The sequence below is a fragment of the Marinobacter iranensis genome, assembly GCF_029207565.1.
Classification (GTDB): Bacteria; Pseudomonadota; Gammaproteobacteria; order Pseudomonadales; family Oleiphilaceae; genus Marinobacter; species Marinobacter iranensis.
In genome coordinates, this window is sequence record NZ_JANCMW010000007.1 from 18,817 (window position 1) to 33,887 (window position 15,071).

A 15,071-nucleotide genomic window follows, 5' to 3' on the forward strand; every position below is an offset into this window, starting at 1 on the left:
TTTGTCCATCACCGAGCCATTAAGCCAGACGTTGCCGAATCGGGTCATTCCAGTGCTGGGGATACTCGCCCTGGCGCTGGTCTGGCTGCTGGACCTGGGCACCATCCAGCCAAACCGTATTGTCCCGGGCGCCGGCCATGGCCTGCTTGCGGCGGTGGGCTGGACAGGGGCAGGGCTGGTTGCCGGGGTTCTGGCGGCGGCCATTCTGGTGTCGATCCTGCCGCTGCGTCAGCGTTATGGGCTCCTGCTCGGCCTGATTGGGCTGTCACTGGCAATGATGCCGCTGTTGCTGGACGTGTTTGCCACACGTCATCTGCCAGAAGATTCGCCCTATGCCCGCTCGTCCATCGGGGCAGGGTTCTGGTGCCTGTTGTTCCTGCTTTCCCTGATGTTGATCGAGATCCTTGGCCGGCTCCGCGCCAGTCGGTGGTTGCAGCTCCTGCTGCTGGTGATGATGGGTGGCAGTTGGGTGGTGCTGTTGCAAAGCGACGGCCTGGAGAGCCTGTCACTGGTGCGGGAGTTCAATGCACGTTCCGACAAGTTTCAGCAGGCGCTCTGGACTCATTTGGCCCTGGCCTTGGGCGCTGTAACGATCAGTGCCGGCCTGGCGTTCGCCCTGGCGCTCAAAATGATCCGCAGCCCTACCTGGCAACGGCCCCTGCTGGGTGCTGTGAGTTTTCTGCAAACCATTCCCAGCCTTGCGGTGTTTGGTTTGCTGATCGCGCCGCTCAGTGCCCTGTCTTCGGCGTTTCCGATGCTGCAGTCGTTGGGCATCCGAGGTATCGGCTGGGCGCCGGCGCTGCTGGCGTTGATTGCCTACAGTTTGCTGCCCATGGTGCGCAACACCTTTGTGGCTATCACGGACGTTCCCGAAAACCTGGCCGATGCCGCCCGGGGTATGGGCATGAATGAACGGCAGGTGTTTTTTCAGCTCAAGTTACCACTGGCGCTGCCGGTGATTATTGAGGGGGTGCGCATCACCACCATTCAGGCCATCGGCCTGACAGCGGTTGCTGCCCTGATTGGCGCTGGCGGCTTCGGGAGTTTTATCTTCCAGGGGCTGGGGCAGGCGGCGATGGATCTGGTATTGCTCGGCGCCTTACCCACCATCGCGCTCGCCCTGCTGGCTGATGCGTTACTCACAATGCTGGCGGCCAGTCTCAGGCCGACGCCGGCGACGGCTTGATCGGGAAAAGGAAACGTCCGGATGATCGAACTTAAGAATGTAACCCGGCGCTTCGGCGATACCGTCGCGGTGGACAGCATCAACCTGACCATCGAAACCGGCGAGGTTTGCGTGCTGGTGGGCAGTTCCGGCTGCGGCAAGTCCACCACCTTGCGTATGATCAACCGCCTGTTGCCCCTTAGCGCTGGGGAGATTCTGGTGGATGGTGAGGACATTGCCACCATGAACCCGGAACAATTGCGGCTGAACATGGGGTATGTGATCCAGGGTACGGGGCTTTTCCCCCACTGGACAGTGGCGCGCAATATCGCCATGGTGCCCCGGCTATTGAACTGGCCCAAGAAGCGGATCGACGAACGAGTCGACGAGCTGATGACATTGCTGGACCTTGATCCGGTCACCCACGCCCACAAATACCCCCAGCAGTTGTCCGGTGGCCAGGCACAACGGGTGGGAGTTGCCCGAGCACTGGCGGCGGACCCAAATATTCTGCTGATGGATGAACCTTTCGGCGCACTGGATGCGATCACGCGGGATAACCTCCAACTGGAAATGCTGCGGATCCAGAAGCAAGTCCGCAAAACCACCGTTTTCGTGACCCACGATATCGATGAAGCCCTGAAACTGGCCACCCGTATTGCCGTGATGGACCAGGGGCGCATCGTTCAGCATGACACGCCGGAGAATATCCTTCGCCATCCCGCGTCAGACTTTGTTGAAAACCTCGTTGGTAAACAGGATCGCGGCCTGAAACTGATGAGCCTGCGCCCGGTACGGGACCTGATGACGCTCCATGTAGCCCCAAAGCAGATGGCCCCCGGGATGGAGGGGATCAAGGAAGAGGACAGCGTGCGCCTGGCTTTGTCTGTCATGCTCTGGCAGGACCTGCATCAGGTTGCGGTGTTCAATGCGCAGGGGCAGGAGACGGGCGTGATCACCCGTGAACGCATTATTCAGGAAGGCGTGTGATGCGCGCCTGGTTACCTGCCGTTTTGCTGGCCGCGCTCCTGTGCGGCCTGAGTGTCGGCATGCCGGTGTTGGAGCCGTTGTTCCAATGGGTGCAGCCGGACAAGCAGCGGGTGATCTATGAGCGGGAAAGCTTTGTGTTCCTGTTGCAGAACCACCTGCTGTTGGTTGTTGTGTCTGCAGCTGTTGGCACCATCGTCGCGGTGGCAGGCGGTATTTTCGCTACCCGTCCGTTTGGCCGCGATTTCCTGCCCCTGGTCAGCCAGGTGGCATCCATCGGCCAGACTTTTCCTCCCGTGGCGGTGCTTGCGCTGGTGGTGCCGGTACTCGGCTTCGGTGAAGCGCCGATCCTTCTTGCGTTGATCCTCTATGGTTTGCTGCCGATTCTGCGCAATACCCTGGCGGGCCTGGAAGGCATAAACCCGTCGGTAAGGGAGGCCGCGTTGGGCATGGGCATGTCGCCGGTTCAGGTCTTGATACGGGTGGAACTGCCCCTGGCCGGGAGGGTTATTCTCGCCGGCATCCGAACCTCTGTTACCATCAACATAGCCACCGCGGCAATCGGCTCAACCATAGGCGCACGTACACTGGGCGACCCCGTGATTGCCGGGCTGGTGAATGGCAACACAGCTTACGTGCTGCAGGGGGCGGTCCTGATCGGGTTGCTCGCGCTTATGACTGATAGCCTCTTTGAGGCAATTGAGCGAACCTGGGATTCGGCATGGTTCAAAGCAACACAACATCTCAGGACCGAAAAACCAAGATGACCACTGTTCCAACACGCTCCCTGCGACTAACCCTGCCACTGATCGCCATTCTTTTTCTGGCTGCCTGCGATGCCCCACAGCTACTACCGCCCGATGCCCGCCTTCCAGATGGCAGTACCTATTCCGGTGACATCCAGGACGGACTTTTCCACGGCGAGGGCGTTCAGGAATTTGCCAATGGCATGGTTTATTCCGGCCAGTTCCGGGAGGGCTACTGGCATGGCCAGGGCGAACTCGAATCCCCGGCCGGGTGGCGTTACGAGGGTGAGTTCCAGAACGGAACGATGTCGGGGCAGGGCGTATTCGAAGATGACGGTAGCCGTTATGAGGGTGAATTCAGGAATGGTGAGTTTGTCGATCAGGAAGAATACGTCGCAGAAGAACCTGTACCGGAAGAGCCCGCCCCCCTCACCGAGAAAATCCTCGCTGAAGACCGTCAGCGCCTGAATAATCAGATTGAAAGCCTGGCACCTGAACGGTCTGGTGAGACGGACGCCTATTTTCTCGCCGTGGGCGGCGATGGCACCGAGTCCGTTTTCAAGCGCGATATCCAGGTGGCTAAAGCCGGTCTGCAAGCGCAGTTTGATGTGGAGAAACGGTCCATCATGCTGCTCAATCACCGGGATTACGAGACCTTTCCACTGGCCAGCCGGCCCTCCATCGAAACGGCTCTGAAGGCATTGGATGCGCGGATGAATCCGGAGGAGGACCTGTTGGTTGTCCATCTGGTCAGCCACGGAATGCAAGACGGACAACTGTTGCTGCAGCAACCCGGTATCGAGTTGCCGAACCTGTCGCCTGAGGATTTTGCGGAAATGCTGGAGCCGCTGAACGCCCGCCGGAAACTGCTGGTGGTCTCCGCCTGCTACTCCGGCCAGTGGATAGAGCCGCTCAAGGACGAGAACACGCTGATCATGACCTCCGCACGGGAGGACCGTACTTCCTTCGGCTGCGGTGACGACTCGGAGATGACCTGGTTCACCAAGGCGGTCTACCAGAGTGTGGGGCTGTCACTCACTGATCCAGATGCCATGTTCGAACAGATCAACCAGCAAATCCGGACCTGGGAGGAGGAGATCGGCATGGAGGAGGAAAGATGGTCCTATCCCCAGTCGCACCTGGGTGAGAGTTTGCGGGAATGGATTCGCTGATCGCGGCTGCAGGCCGTGCCCTCGCGATGGGGGACCCGTTAGCTGCGTTAAATTACGTCGCCCTGCGTGACGATGCACCGGCGCTCGCGCTGCGTGGCATCGCCATGGCACAACTCGGCGAACTGGATCGCGCCAGGGTGTTGGTAAGCGATGCTGCGCGGGCATTTGGCTCGCAGGAACCATTGGCACGTGCAAAGTGCATTGTTGCCGAGGCGGAGATCGCGATTGCTTCCCGTGATCTTGGCTGGCCCGGCAAGAAGCTCGACGCGGCACGCGCAGTGCTTGAGGCGCATGGCGACCGGGTGAACGCAGCGCACGCGCGTTATATTGATATCCGGCGCCTGCTATTGATCGGTCGGCTCGATGAAGCCGAGCATCAACTCAATGCCATGGAGCTCGCCTCGTTATCGCCGGCATTGAGAGCCGTCCACGAACTCATGGTGGCGGGGATCGCCATGCGTCGACTTGATACCCGGCTGGCACGGGTTGCACTTGAGCATGCCGAACGCGCATCGCGAGACGCACGTATCCCGGCACTTGCAGCCGAGGTTGCAAGTAAAGTTGAACTCCTGGACTTGCCCGCTGCTCGCCTGATCACTCTGGGTACCGAGCGGTTGCTGCTTCTGGAGGAGGTAGAGGCGCTGATGAAATCGAAGGCGTTTGTTGTCGACGCCTGCCGCCATGCCGTGAAGCACGAGGAAAACGTTGTTTTCCTCGCAACGCGCCCCGTGTTGTTCACCTTACTGCGTATCATGGCTGAAGCCTGGCCGAATGAGGCACCACGTGACGAACTGATTGCGCGGGCGTTTCGCACGAAACATGCCGACGAATCGCATCGTGCACGCCTGCGGGTGGAGATCGGACGACTTCGCGGCTTACTGGAAGCGCAGGCAGATGTGAACGCCACATCACGAGGTTTTGTGCTGGTACCGCATGATGGCTGCGAGGTCGTTGTTATGGCCCGGCCGGTAGAGGAAAAGTACGCAGCCTTGCTCGCGCTGCTTTCCGATGGCGAATCCTGGTCGAGTTCCGCACTGTCATTGGCATTGAATATCGGGCAGCGCAGTGTGCAACGGGCACTTGATACGCTGGCGACAGAGGGCAAGGTATACTCCTTTGGGTGTGGGCGCATGCGCCGCTGGACAATGCCGCCTATAGCCGGGTTCGCGACAATCTTGTTACTCCCTGGTTCGCTACCCGTTCATTAGAATGGAACCGTGATTCAGTCAACCAGGAGAGGAAACATGAAACAACTGAACGCGGAAATTCTCAACGAGTATGGCCCCTTTCCCGGGGCGGAACAGGTCCATGGCGTTACCTTCGATGGACAACGCATCTGGTTCGCGTCGGGTGACAAACTGAACGCCCTCGATCCCGATAACGGAAAGCCGGTGGATTCCCTCAATGTCTCTGCACAAGCGGGGACGGCTTTTGACGGCCACCATTTGTTCCAGATTGCGGACAGCCGAATCCAGAAGATCGACCCGAACACCGGCAAGATACTGGCAACGATTCCCGCGCCGGATGGCAGCTCGGGGCTCGCATGGGCCGAAGGTTCACTCTGGGTGGGGCAGTACCAGGAACGTAAAATTCATCAACTGGATCCTCAGACGGGTGACGTATTGCGTAGCATCGAATCCAACCGACATGTAACCGGTGTTACCTGGATAAACGGGGAACTTTGGCACGCCACCTGGGAGGGTGACGACAATGAGATCAGGCACATTGACTCCCAGACCGGTGACGTCGTGAAGAGCATAGCAATGCCGCACGGTATCGGCATATCGGGGCTTGAGTCCGACGGCCGTGACCGCTTCTTCTGTGGGGGAGGCCAGAGCGGGAAGTTGAGAGTTGTACGCTACTCGAAGTAAGTACTCCTTCGTTGAGTTCTGACGGCAGGTAAGGGTGGCAGGCGCCGCTTGACCGGTGATGACTGGATGATCGACGTGTTCGTCATGGCGTATGGGATGATGAGATCAATCACCCGCTCCATATCCGCCACGGACGCAAGGTGGGCACGCGCCAGGAAGCAGTCTTCGCCAGTCACGCGGTTGCACTCAGTGATCTCAGGAATGTCCTGAAGAAGTTCCGCCACCTGCTTCAACTGTCCCGGAACCGGTCGAACCCTCAGCCACACGGAGATCGGAAGCCCTATGGCTTCCGGCGAGATGTTGGCGGAGTAACCGGTGATCACTCCCGCTTCTTCGAGACGTCGCACCCGTTCAGCCACACTGGGCGCCGAAAGATTCACGGCACGAGCAAGCTCGGCGTTCGTTGTCCGTGCATTGGCAACCAGTGCCCTCAGAATTGTCTCATCAATTAGGTCAAGCTCTCCATTTTCGTAATTTAGGCGTTTCATGATTTTGGCCTCGTTTTTAAAAGCATTTAGATAATAATTCCATATTTTAAGCATGTGATCTGTTGATTCTACCCATTATTATGATTCCGGTGAAGGAAGGCTGCTGGTGAGGGGGATATCGCATGTCATCCAAAGTTGCGGGAGCCGTCGGCTTCAATCGCGCCGCCGAGGCCGTGCCGCCTCATGTCTGGTTCGGGGTGAGCGCCACTTTCCACTATCTGGGACCGTCCTTCGCCATTCTGCTCTTTCCGGCGGTCGGTGTACTCGGGGTCGCATGGTTCCGGATTGCGTCGGCCGCTCTCGTCTTTGCATCTTTTACCAGACCTTGGCGCACGATCCGCCAGGCTGACGGGCGCACACGGCTTTTCCTGGTTGGCCTGGGTGTTTGTCTGGCTGTTATGAACACGTCCTTTTATCTCGCGCTCGACAAGCTTCCGATGAGCCTGGTGGCGGCGATGGAATTCGTCGGTACGATCGGAGTAGCACTCTTTGGGTTACGTACGAAGCGCAACGTTCTGGCGCTTGTTCTGGCAGTGGTTGGTGTGTTCATCCTTATTGACGCCAAGTGGGCGTCCGACCCGTTGGGGCTTTTCTGGGCCACGATCAATGCCGCCTTGTTTGTCGGCTACATTGTCCTGGGTCATAAGGCTTCGGAAAGGGGGGCGGGCGGTGGTGTCGAGCAACTCGGCGCGGCCATGGCGATAGCACTCATAATTCTCATGCCGATCGGTTTCGTTGAAGCCGCACGCGCCTTCGGGTCGATCACTCTCATCGCAGCGGGGATCGGGGTTGGTATATCGTCGTCGGTTATACCTTATGTTTGCGATCAGATCGCCATGTCACGGCTCCCGCGGGCTTCCTTTGCGCTGCTTCTCGCGCTTCTTCCAGCGACTGCAACCATTATTGCAGCCATAGTGCTGGCGCAGATCCCGACACTTCGGGACCTCATTGGAGTGGCGCTCGTGATGGTCGGCATTGCCGTTCACAGGCCGGCCAGGTGAGTAGCTGATCTACCTGATGTTATTCACTCACAACTGTAATAGGCCCGGTGGCATGCCTGACGACTTTTTCACTGATACTGCCCAGAGTCAGGCTGCGCACCATCGAATAGCCACGCCTCCCCAAAACAAGGTGAGTGCCGGGATTGGCTTCCAGATATTCAATGATTTCGTGGGCAGGGTCGCCCTTGAGAAGTACCACTTCTGAAGGGTCGGCTTTCCCACTCACCGCTTCTCTTGCGGCATCGAACACCTCCCGCCCATACTGCTCTTCTTTTTCTTCGAGCTCTTCGGGCCTTACCCCGCTGATAACCAGTCTCTCTGCCTTCGAAGCCGGAAACACGGATAGCAGTTTGAGCGGATGGCCAAGGGCTTTCGCCAATTCAGCTGCCATTCTTGCCGCGTGCAAGGACTGCTTTGAACCATCACAAGCGACTACAATGCTCGGAGTAACTTTAGCCATGGCGGCATCTCCGTTTTTGCTGAGTGTGTAATCAGCATAGCATTGATGCGAATGCCTGATGGTTGACCCAGGTCAAGACCATCAGTTCGGATGTGCCGTGTGAATCTTTAAATCTGTGACGGCAGTGGTTAATCGAGAGGCAATCAGTCAATGACCCCGGAGGAATTTGAAACCCTGCTGGAAACCATCCCCGACGCCCGTGATGGCCTGACTCGCACGGAGCGGATCATTCTGTATGTCCTGCAGGAAACCCAACGTGAGCTGAACGGACGTAATGTGCCGACCGTGATGCTCTACGGCCGGGTGGTGGAGTACGTCAATATCAGTGAGGCGGAACTGCACGTTTACCTGGACAGATTGGGTGTCAGGCAGTGATAGATAGTCCGCACTGCCGAACTTCTATGGTTCCAGAAGGAAGCCTGATTGGCCTGATACGTCGTCCTATAAAAAAACCGCGATCAGCGTCGCGGTTTTTTGACATCCTGTCCTGCGGAGATTTAATGCTTACTGGGCAGGCTCGTTCACATCATTGGAGATGAGCGTTACGGCGGTTTGTGCCAGTGCCCGGCCGTTAATCACCGCGCCTGACTTAACCACAATCGCCGTTTGGCCCAGCATAATGCCGTTGAAAGTGGTACCGGCCTGCAAGGTGACTTCACCCGCAACCTGCCAGAACACGTTCTCAGGCAGTGCGCCTCCGGTCAGTACAACGGCCTTGCCATCCTCCAGCTTCAGGTCCTGACCGATCTGGAAAATCCAGACGTCGCTCGCGGAACCGTTCAGCGTCACATCGGAGGTAACCAGCACGCCGGTACCCCATTTGTAAAGGCCTGGATCCAGCGTCAAGCCACCAATCTCGCCAGCACCAAGTTCGGTGAAGTCGGGGTCAAGGCGACCAGCTGCGTCGGAGTAGGCGGTTTCCATGTTACTGACGGCGGTGGTGAGCTGTGTGGGAGTCGGCGAGGTCATATCCGCTGCAAACAGCTTGCCTGTAACCAGGGATGAGGTCGCAAAGGTGCCGTCAGGAGCGAGCGTTTCGCTGAAGCCGGTAATGGCAGTGCGGGCCTCGGGACTGACGGCGATGTCGCCTGTGATCTTGGTGGTGCCGGTGGTGGAGATGCCGGTTTTGGCAAGGATCACGTAGTTTCCTGCGGTACCCAGGTCAACCGTAGCCGGGCTTGAAGACACCTCCGATCCTGTGGTGAAGCCGATACTCGACAGCACCAGGCTATTACCCGCAAGGTCGGTAAGGGTTGTCGTTAGCGTCAGGGTATAGGCTGCCGAATCGTCCAGTACACTTGCTGGGCTAAACACCACGGTAGTGGGGTTTACGTAGCGCAAATTGCCTGACACAACCGAACTGTCTGAGTTCTTGCTCAGCTTGAACGAGGTGCCCGATAGGGTGGCCGGGTCGATCGCTTCGCTGAAAGTGACATTCACTTTGGTGTTGCGAAGTACATCCGTTGCCAGGTCTGCCGGGCTACTGGTGTTGACGGTTGGCGCAGCCGTATCCGTCGTTGCCGCTGTGGTGAAGGACCACTCCACATTGTTCAACAGGTTGGCGCCGGATTCGTCCTCAGCCACCGTGGTGATTGTGGCTGTATAGACAGTGTTGGGTGTCAGTGCGCCGTTTGGCGCCAGTGTGGTGGTTCGGGTGTCGGCGTTGTAGCCGACAGCTCCGACAATCGCAGTTTCACCTGCACCCTGAAGGGTGAAACTGTTCTGGGTGAGGGTTTCCGGCTTCATTGCCTTGTTAAACACCGCGACAACCTTGCTATTGGTACCAACGGCGGTGGCGCCATCGGTTGGAGCGTAGGAGGTCACCGCGAGCGAAGCGATCACATCCGGGTTGTCATCGCCGGTATTGAGGCTGCTACCGCTGCCATTGCCATCAAAACACGCGGTGAGTGATACGAACATGAGGGATACGAAAAAGGCCATTAACGACCGAGAGTATTTTTGAAAAATACCCATAATAGAACCTGCTATTTGGAACCAGCGATACAAGGTGTGTACAACCAGTTGTTGGAAGTGAGCAACACGTACTCATTCTCGGAAGCCTTGCGCATCTACGGGAACCGTTGGAATGCACAGAGGTTTATCTGAATGCGCTTGGTTTGCGCTTTTTGGAGAGACCGTTTCAACACGGCTGGTAACTGTTATACACCCTATCTTGCCGGATAACAGTTTTATATTTGTTGCCGGAAGCCGCAGGCAACCACCATTATTTGCGCAATCGCCATTCCACTGTTAGGTTTTTAGACAAGGCTTCATACTGAAGCACCACCGGTTTTCTCAACGGCAGCCGCAACGCTGCCAGGGAGAGCGCATGGCCGATACTGTCACCGACTTGCTGGCCCGCTACTGGGCCACTGGCTTCTTTATCGTTGCCACGTTGGGTCTTTGTGCCTTTATGGTGGGCGCATCAAGCTTGCTTGGTGGGCGTAGCCAAGGTGTCAGTAAATCCCTTCCATTTGAATCCGGCATCGTCGGTACCGGCGATGCCCGCCAGCGCTTTTCCGTCAAGTTCTATCTGGTCGCGATGCTATTCGTGATCTTTGATATCGAAGCCGTCTTCCTGTTTGCCTGGGCCATTGTCATCCCCGACGTGGGGTGGACCGGGTTCTGGGGCGCGGCGGTTTTTATCCTGATCCTGCTGGCCGGCCTGCTTTATGACAGTCGTACCGGTGCCCTGGACTGGGCGCCGGAATCATCCAGCGGCAGGCACCGTAGTTCGGCAGGCTGATCTAACGCACCTGAGCAACGGCGCGGGCCGGCGGTGATTTCACCGTCGGGACCAGTGCCCATGGAGGCGCAGCATGTCCTACACATTGACCAGGGCAGAGCATTCACCGGAAGGTGACAGCCGGTATCCGGCACGAAAGCAGGAGCCGTCGGAGGACCCGGTGAAACGCCAGCTTGAGCGCAACGTGTTCACTGGCAAGCTCAGCGAGGTTCTCAATAACGCGGTCAACTGGGGCCGCAAGAACTCCCTGTGGCCCTACAACTTCGGGTTGTCCTGCTGTTATGTAGAGATGACCACCGCCTTCACCGCTCCCCACGACATCGCCCGCTTCGGTTCCGAGGTGATCCGGGCCTCGCCCCGGCAGGCGGATTTCATGGTGATTGCCGGTACCTGTTTCATCAAGATGGCGCCGGTGATCCAGCAGCTTTACGACCAGATGCTGGAGCCCAAGTGGGTGATCTCCATGGGCTCCTGTGCCAATTCCGGAGGCATGTACGATATCTATTCGGTGGTGCAGGGGGTGGACAAGTTCCTGCCGGTGGATGTGTATGTGCCCGGTTGTCCGCCCCGGCCAGAGGCTTTCCTGCAGGGTTTGCAGTTGCTGCAGGACTCGATCCAGGAGGAGCGTCGGCCGTTATCCTGGGTGGTGGGTGACCAGGGCGTCTACAGGGCGGAAATGCCTTCCCAGCGGGAAAAGTGGCGGGACCAGCGCATCCAGGCCACGGAACTGCGAACCCCGGACAAACTCTGACGACCAGGACCATGACGACAGACACCGTTGACACATTCCATACCGCCGCTGAAGGCGCTGACACCGAAGACCTGCTGGGTCGGTTCCGGGAGGATGTACTGCATGTGCAGCCCACACTGACCGGCATGCCCGTATTCTGGGTGCGTCGCGAGAGCATCGTGGACATCCTCGCTCACCTGAAGCAGCAACCGGCACCATTTACCATGCTCTACGACCTGTCTGCGGTGGACGAGCGTCTGCGTGGCCATAGGAATGGCCTGCCCGAGGCCGACTTCACGGTGTTCTATCACCTGCTGTCCGTGGAGCGTAATGAAGACCTGATCCTGAAGGTGGCATTGCCGGAGCACGATCTGCAGGTGCCCACCGTAGGCCAGGTGTTCGCCAATGCCAACTGGTACGAGCGGGAGGTTTGGGACATGTTCGGCATTACCTTTGCCGGCCATCCCCACCTGGCGCGCATTCTCATGCCACCGACCTGGTCCGGCCACCCCCTGCGCAAGGACTATCCGGCCCGGGCCACGGAGTTTGATCCCTACACCCTGACCGTTGAGGGCCAGGACGTGGAGCAGGAAGCGATGCGATTCGAGCCGGAAGCCTGGGGCATGCAGCGGGAACGTAACGGCGCTGAGTTCATGTTCCTTAACCTGGGGCCCAATCACCCATCCGCCCATGGCGCTTTCCGCATCGTGTTGCAACTTGACGGGGAGGAGGTCGTCGACTGTGTGCCGGACATCGGCTACCACCACCGTGGCGCCGAGAAAATGGCCGAACGTCAGTCCTGGCACAGTTTCATCCCTTACACCGACCGCATCGATTACACCGGTGGGGTGATGAACAACCTGCCTTATGTGCTGGCAGCGGAAAAGCTGGCGGGCATTGAGGTGCCGGACCGGGTGAAGGTGATCCGGGTAATGATGGCGGAAATGTTCCGCATCACCAGCCACCTGCTGTTCCTGGGCACCTACCTGCAGGACCTCGGGGCCATGTCGCCGGTGTTCTACACCTTCAGCGATCGGCAGCGGGGCTACGAGGTGATTGAGGGGATTACGGGTTTTCGCATGCACCCGGCCTGGTACCGTATCGGCGGTGTCATGCAGGATCTGCCCCAGGGGTGGGAAAAACTGGTTCAGGGCTTCCTAAACTGGATGCCGGCACGCCTGAAGGAGTATGAGCGGGCGATGATGGAAAACGCCATCGTGCGCGAGCGTACCCGCCACGTGGCGGCCTTCAATACCGCCGAGGCGCTGGAATGGGGTGTGACCGGGCCCAACCTGAGGGCCACCGGTTGCAACTTTGATCTGCGCAAGCAGCGGCCCTATTCCGGTTATGAGCAGTTTGATTTCGAGGTGCCCCTGGGCCACAACGGCGATGTCTTCGACCGGGGCCAGTTGCGTATCGAGGAAATGCGCCAGAGCCTGCGGATCATCCAGCAGTGTGTGAACCATATGCCGGCCGGCGACTACAAGGCGGACCATCCGCTGACCACGCCGCCGCCCAGGGAGCGCATGCTGCAGCACATCGAAACCCTGATTACCCACTTCCTGCAGGTGTCCTGGGGGCCGGTGCTGGAGCCCAATGAATCCCTGCAGATGATAGAGGCAACCAAGGGCATCAACAGTTATTACCTGACCAGTGATGGCAACACCATGAGTTACCGCACCCGCATCCGTACCCCGAGTTTTCCGCACTTGCAGCAGATACCGGCGGTGATGCGGGGCGGGTTCGTGCCGGACCTGATTGCCCACCTGGGCAGTATCGACTTCGTGATGGCAGACGTGGACCGCTGATGATGGCAACGACACCACAGACAACCAGGATTATCGGCAGCGACGGCTTCGAACTGCATCCGGCGGACGAGACCGCGATGCGGAAGGAAATGGCGCACTACGAGCAGCCCCAGGCCGCCTGCATCGAGGCCCTGAAGATTGTCCAGCGCCGATACGGCTGGGTACCGGATGGGGCTATTGGTGCCATTGCCCGGGTGTTGGGTATTGGTCCGGCGGCCGTGGAGGGTGTTGCGACCTTCTACAGCCTGATTTTCCGCCAGCCGGTGGGGCGTCACGTGGTGCTGGTCTGCGACAGCAGTTCCTGCTTTCTTACCGGCTTCGATGAACTGAAGCAGGCGTTGGTGAGTCAATTGGGGATTGATTACGGCCAGACCACCGAAGACGCGCGTTTCACACTGTTGCCGGTGTGCTGCTTGGGCGCCTGCGATGGTGCGCCGGCCCTGATGATTGACGACGACACCTATGGCCCGGTGTCACCGGACGACTTGCCGGGCCTGCTGGAGGGTTACCCATGAGCCAGTCCGTTTCCAGCCAGCGTAATTCGCTACGCTATCGCAGCCGGCTGCTGCAGCCGGAGGCGGAGCGTCGCCCGGACACCCATCCGCTGACATGGCGACTGCGTGATGACGGCGAGGTGGTCTGGCTTGAGGAATACCTGCGCAAGGACGGTTACCAGTCGGTTCGCAAGGCCCTGGATGAGGGTGATCCGCAGGCCATTATCGCCACTATGAAAGAGGCCAATGTTCGGGGACGCGGCGGTGCCGGTTTCTCCGCAGGGCTCAAGTGGAGCCTGACCCTGCAGGGGGGCGAGATGCCTCGGGGCTATATGATCTGCAATGCTGACGAGATGGAGCCGGGTACCTTCAAGGATCGCCTGCTGATGGAGCAACAGCCGCATCTGCTGATCGAAGGCATGATTCTGGGAGCATTGGCCAACAATTCTTTTTATGGCTACGTCTTTCTCCGTGGCGAGTACGTGGAGTCGGCCCGGGTGCTGAACCGGGCTCTTGAGGAAGCCCGGAAGGCAGGTTGGCTGGGTGCCGACATCAACGGCAGCGGCTTTGATTTCGACATCGCCGTACACACGGGCGCTGGGCGCTATATCTGCGGTGAGGAAACCGCATTGATCAACTCCCTGGAGGGCAGGCGTGCCAACCCCCGGGCCAAGCCGCCGTTTCCCGGCCAGTCCGGGGCCTGGGGTAAGCCCTCGGTGGTGAACAACGTGGAAACCCTGTGCAACGTGCCGGCGGTAATCCTCAACGGCGCCGACTGGTACCAGGCCCTTTCCGGCGATCGCACCGACGATGGCGGCAGCAAGCTTTACGGCATTTCCGGCCCAGTGGAAAAGCCGGGTCTGTGGGAACTGCCCATGGGCACCACTGGCGGTGAAATCCTCGATCGGGCAGGGGGAATGCGCGGCAACCGGCAGCTCAAGGCCTGGCTGCCCGGCGGCGCCAGTACCGGGTTCCTGTTGCCAGAGCATCTGGATCTGCCACTGGATTTCGACACCGTCGGCAAGGAGGGCAGTCGCCTGGGCACCGGCCTGTTGGCGATGGCACCGCAGGAGCAGAGCATGGTGGCGCTGATGCGCAACCTGGAGGAATTTTTTGCGCGCGAATCCTGCGGCTGGTGCACTCCCTGTCGCGACGGCCTGCCCTGGACCGTGAAACTGTTGCGGGCGCTGGAACTGGGGCAGGGGGAAACCGGCGATATTGAACTGCTGGACAAGCTGGCGGCGGATTGCGGCCCAGGGCTGACCTTCTGTGCCCATGCGCCTGGTGCCGCCATGCCCCTGCAGACGGCACTGAAACACTTCCGGCACGAGTTTGAGCAGGGCGTCAGCAAGCCCAGGGGTAAGGCCCACCAGGATCCGATCCCGGTGGGGGAAGTCTAAAAG

16 protein-coding genes are annotated in these 15,071 nt (G+C 59.1%); 13 read left to right on the plus strand and 3 right to left on the minus strand.

The window, feature by feature from the left end; translation table 11 throughout:
- Position 1: 1 nt before the first annotated feature.
- Genes NLU14_RS12020 through NLU14_RS12045 form a run of 6 tightly spaced genes read left to right on the plus strand, consistent with a single transcriptional unit; the run spans position 2 to position 5,941 of the window.
- Positions 2-1,186 (plus strand): ABC transporter permease, encoded by a 1,185-nt coding sequence (locus NLU14_RS12020; RefSeq protein WP_275706814.1) that lies wholly within the window; start codon positions 2-4, stop codon positions 1,184-1,186.
- A 21-nt stretch (positions 1,187-1,207) separates the two neighbouring features.
- Complete coding sequence (locus NLU14_RS12025; protein ID WP_275706816.1) at positions 1,208-2,155, plus strand: ABC transporter ATP-binding protein; 948 nt, start codon at positions 1,208-1,210, stop codon at positions 2,153-2,155.
- Positions 2,155-2,919 carry an ABC transporter permease gene (locus tag NLU14_RS12030; protein ID WP_275706819.1) on the plus strand — a complete coding sequence of 255 codons (765 nt, stop codon included), beginning with the start codon at positions 2,155-2,157 and terminating at the stop codon, positions 2,917-2,919. Before NLU14_RS12025 ends, NLU14_RS12030 begins: the two co-directional genes overlap by 1 nt.
- On the plus strand, positions 2,916-4,070 hold the full coding sequence (locus NLU14_RS12035) for a C13 family peptidase (protein WP_275706821.1): 1,155 nt from the start codon (positions 2,916-2,918) through the stop codon (positions 4,068-4,070). The genes NLU14_RS12030 and NLU14_RS12035 overlap by 4 nt, the downstream gene beginning before the upstream one ends.
- Positions 4,058-5,278 carry a helix-turn-helix domain-containing protein gene (locus NLU14_RS12040; protein ID WP_275706823.1) on the plus strand — a complete coding sequence of 407 codons (1,221 nt, stop codon included), beginning with the start codon at positions 4,058-4,060 and terminating at the stop codon, positions 5,276-5,278. Before NLU14_RS12035 ends, NLU14_RS12040 begins: the two co-directional genes overlap by 13 nt.
- Before the next feature lie 36 nt (positions 5,279-5,314).
- Positions 5,315-5,941 carry a Vgb family protein gene (locus NLU14_RS12045; protein ID WP_275706825.1) on the plus strand — a complete coding sequence of 209 codons (627 nt, stop codon included), beginning with the start codon at positions 5,315-5,317 and terminating at the stop codon, positions 5,939-5,941.
- On the opposite strand, the gene NLU14_RS12050 is transcribed toward NLU14_RS12045, so the two are convergent.
- Complete coding sequence (locus NLU14_RS12050; RefSeq protein ID WP_275706827.1) at positions 5,929-6,429, minus strand: Lrp/AsnC family transcriptional regulator; 501 nt, start codon at positions 6,427-6,429, stop codon at positions 5,929-5,931. The two genes, NLU14_RS12045 and NLU14_RS12050, sit on opposite strands and share 13 nt — an antisense overlap.
- 122 nt (positions 6,430-6,551) lie before the next feature.
- Here NLU14_RS12050 and NLU14_RS12055 point away from each other — a divergent pair, with 122 nt between their 5' ends.
- Entirely contained in the window at positions 6,552-7,430 is an 879-nt protein-coding gene (locus NLU14_RS12055; RefSeq protein WP_275706829.1) for an EamA family transporter, read from the plus strand.
- A gap of 19 nt (positions 7,431-7,449) precedes the next feature.
- Here the strand turns inward: NLU14_RS12055 and NLU14_RS12060 are convergent, their stop codons facing one another.
- Positions 7,450-7,890: a universal stress protein gene (locus tag NLU14_RS12060; protein ID WP_275706831.1), complete on the minus strand. Its 441-nt coding sequence runs from the start codon at positions 7,888-7,890 to the stop codon at positions 7,450-7,452.
- A gap of 150 nt (positions 7,891-8,040) precedes the next feature.
- Between NLU14_RS12060 and NLU14_RS12065 the strand changes: the two genes are divergently transcribed.
- A complete protein-coding gene (locus NLU14_RS12065) occupies positions 8,041-8,265 on the plus strand; it encodes a hypothetical protein (RefSeq protein ID WP_275706833.1) in 225 nt (74 codons plus the stop codon).
- A gap of 129 nt (positions 8,266-8,394) precedes the next feature.
- On the opposite strand, the gene NLU14_RS12070 is transcribed toward NLU14_RS12065, so the two are convergent.
- Entirely contained in the window at positions 8,395-9,810 is a 1,416-nt protein-coding gene (locus NLU14_RS12070; RefSeq protein ID WP_275706835.1) for an ice-binding family protein, read from the minus strand.
- Positions 9,811-10,219: 409 nt separating this feature from the next.
- Between NLU14_RS12070 and ndhC the strand changes: the two genes are divergently transcribed.
- The 5 genes from ndhC to nuoF all read left to right on the plus strand — a co-directional run bounded on the left by ndhC (position 10,220) and on the right by nuoF (position 15,068).
- The gene (gene ndhC / locus NLU14_RS12075) at positions 10,220-10,636 is read left to right on the plus strand and encodes an NADH-quinone oxidoreductase subunit A (protein ID WP_275706837.1); all 417 of its coding nucleotides are present in this window, start codon (positions 10,220-10,222) and stop codon (positions 10,634-10,636) included.
- Positions 10,637-10,709: 73 nt separating this feature from the next.
- Positions 10,710-11,387 carry a NuoB/complex I 20 kDa subunit family protein gene (locus NLU14_RS12080; protein ID WP_275706839.1) on the plus strand — a complete coding sequence of 226 codons (678 nt, stop codon included), beginning with the start codon at positions 10,710-10,712 and terminating at the stop codon, positions 11,385-11,387.
- Between the two features lie 11 nt (positions 11,388-11,398).
- Complete coding sequence (gene nuoC / locus NLU14_RS12085) at positions 11,399-13,174, plus strand: NADH-quinone oxidoreductase subunit C/D (protein ID WP_275706840.1); 1,776 nt, start codon at positions 11,399-11,401, stop codon at positions 13,172-13,174.
- Complete coding sequence (gene nuoE, locus NLU14_RS12090; RefSeq protein WP_275706842.1) at positions 13,174-13,689, plus strand: NADH-quinone oxidoreductase subunit NuoE; 516 nt, start codon at positions 13,174-13,176, stop codon at positions 13,687-13,689. The genes nuoC and nuoE overlap by 1 nt, the downstream gene beginning before the upstream one ends.
- The gene (nuoF, locus tag NLU14_RS12095) at positions 13,686-15,068 is read left to right on the plus strand and encodes an NADH-quinone oxidoreductase subunit NuoF (protein ID WP_275706844.1); all 1,383 of its coding nucleotides are present in this window, start codon (positions 13,686-13,688) and stop codon (positions 15,066-15,068) included. The genes nuoE and nuoF overlap by 4 nt, the downstream gene beginning before the upstream one ends.
- Positions 15,069-15,071 lie beyond the last annotated feature (3 nt).